At 58.2% G+C, this 2,052-nt stretch carries 3 protein-coding genes; all 3 read right to left on the reverse strand.

The window, feature by feature from the left end:
- Positions 1-98 precede the first annotated feature (98 nt).
- On the reverse strand, positions 99-590 hold the full coding sequence (locus AC1DVF_RS29090; RefSeq protein WP_477783613.1) for a DUF4189 domain-containing protein: 492 nt from the start codon (positions 588-590) through the stop codon (positions 99-101).
- Positions 591-595: 5 nt separating this feature from the next.
- Positions 596-1,093 carry a DUF4189 domain-containing protein gene (locus AC1DVF_RS29095; RefSeq protein ID WP_082878880.1) on the reverse strand — a complete coding sequence of 166 codons (498 nt, stop codon included), beginning with the start codon at positions 1,091-1,093 and terminating at the stop codon, positions 596-598.
- The coding region (locus AC1DVF_RS29100) for a TrbL/VirB6 family protein (RefSeq protein ID WP_477783614.1) at positions 1,090-2,052 on the reverse strand (963 nt) is incomplete at its 5' end. The genes AC1DVF_RS29100 and AC1DVF_RS29095, both read right to left, overlap by 4 nt.

Below are 2,052 nucleotides of genomic sequence, written 5' to 3' on the forward strand. Positions count from 1 at the left end.
GTTGATCCTCTTGGCAACCGAATTGCGTTGTCAGTTCGCCACAGGCGTACTGCGCCGGGCCGACTTCGCTTCGGCCACCAATCTTTACTTTCTCCCTGCTAGTAGCTGACGGGTGGGCTGCACCCCGAGTAGAACACGCGACAATTCTTGTCGTGGCAACCTTGAAGTGCCTTCTGCTCCGCATCCACCAGCGTCGTACCGCTCTTAACGTTGTACAAGCTGTCGCCAGAAACCAAGGCAGCGCACTTGTTTCCGTAGACGATGTCGAGTGCGCACTTTTTCCCACCTTTCTCGATGCAATCGGACGTCGCCTTCTGCTCTGCTACGGCTTGTGTCTGCTGGCCGGTGGACGCACCAATAGCGCCGGCGTCTGGGTCACTTACGATTGCCCCATAGCGGTCCGCCCAACGCACGACTTTTTCTGGCCGAGCAGCACCGTCAGATGCGCCTGCGATCGGTACGCACGTCTGCCATCCCTGCCCGCTTTGCGGATACTGCCCAGGCGGACATCCCCCGTCAGCGTGAGCCGTGTGGGCAACTAGAACAGCCAAGAAACCGAGCAGTAAGAAAGCTACGCGCAACAAGAACACATCCTCTACTGAACGCGCACCGGCAGATTGCAAGCCGAATAATAGACACGGCAGTTTGTGTCCGATTCACCGCATTTTGCGAGGGCCGATCTCTCTGCTTCAGCCTTCGTCGATTCCCCCTGCGTGTTCATGAGAGTCTTTCCGACCACCATGGCGACACAACCGTTGCGATAAGTAATCTGAACCTCGCAACTAACGCCGCCTTTTGCGTGGCAGTCCGAAATGGCTGCCTGGGCGGAGTCGTCACTTGACGAACTGTTGATCGACGTACCGATGACAGCCTTCTGTTTATCAGTGGCGACAGCTTGCCAATGGTCTTCCCACCGTGGTGGAGGTGCTGCCGGAGGCTGCTGCGCGTCCACTGAGCCGGGAATAGGAACACACGTCCTCCATCCTTGGCCCTCCTGTGGATACTGGCCTGGAGGACAACCGCCTTCAGCATGAGCGAGCGACGCGAATTGCAGTGCCCCCAAAGACAAGAAGAAGAGAATCCTCGTTTTCATTGCTGTGGCCTCACAACCGATGAACCCTGCCTCACCCCTTCGTTCTGCGGCAGAGCTGCTCCCTGCCCGGTAACGACACGATCGCTAAACGAGCCTGCTGTGGTGTTTTGGCGATCTCCCAATCCTGCAGTTTGACTTTGTGCCAAGTGGCCGCCACTCCAAGATCCAGCAGGCTGCCCCTGCGGCCCCGGCCTTCCACCCGTAGGTGTGAACACCGAATACGTAAGCGCGCTACCCAGCGTCCCTTGGAAGAACATCGCCGCCATCGGCGGCACCGACACCACGAGAATCGACAGCAATAAACCAATACCACCTTGCTGCATGGCGGTGCTCGTCAGGCCTTCGGTGCTGTTACCGAGAATCGAGTTCACGATCTTCGCGCCCCATAGTGCTTCGCTGATCTTCACCGTCAGGTCGAGGACCATGCTGGCAACGACGCTGAGCAGGGCCATCGAGAATATGGTGCCTATGCCGTACATCAGCCAGCGTTTGAAAAGGTCCTTTGTCTGGTCGAATATCAGGCACAGGATAAAGAGTGGCCCGAGTCCGATGAACAGCGCCATAGCAAACTGGTAGAGCAGGAGCATGGCGCCCGCGGTCATGGGCGGGCTCGCCGTACCGAACGTCGCGATCCAGCTCGAGCGGTCGCGGGCCGATTGCATTTCCGCGTCGCCAGGAACGACCTGGACCTGGTTGATAGTGCTAAGAGCGATCTGGGTGTAGGCAAGGTTCTTGTCGATCGCGTCGGCCGTGGTCTCGTTGGTATTGCCCGTGAAGAGCTGATGGATCTCCTTGTCCAGATCCGTCGTCARGAACGTGTGCAGATCCGAACCCATGACAGCCATGGTCGTCGCAGCCGCAATCACGACGACGATGCGACCCATGTTGATCACGACCTCCATGAGATTCTCGCGCGAGCGGCCCGTGGCGATTCGGAATCCCTGGATAAGGATGTACAG

It is taken from the genome of Pseudomonas sp. P4_D7, assembly GCF_056401755.1.

Bases quoted from the DNA above. Each gene is read 5' to 3' on its own strand.
- AC1DVF_RS29095 (WP_082878880.1), bottom strand. From the start codon at position 1,093: ATGAAAACGAGGATTCTCTTCTTCTTGTCTTTGGGGGCACTGCAATTC.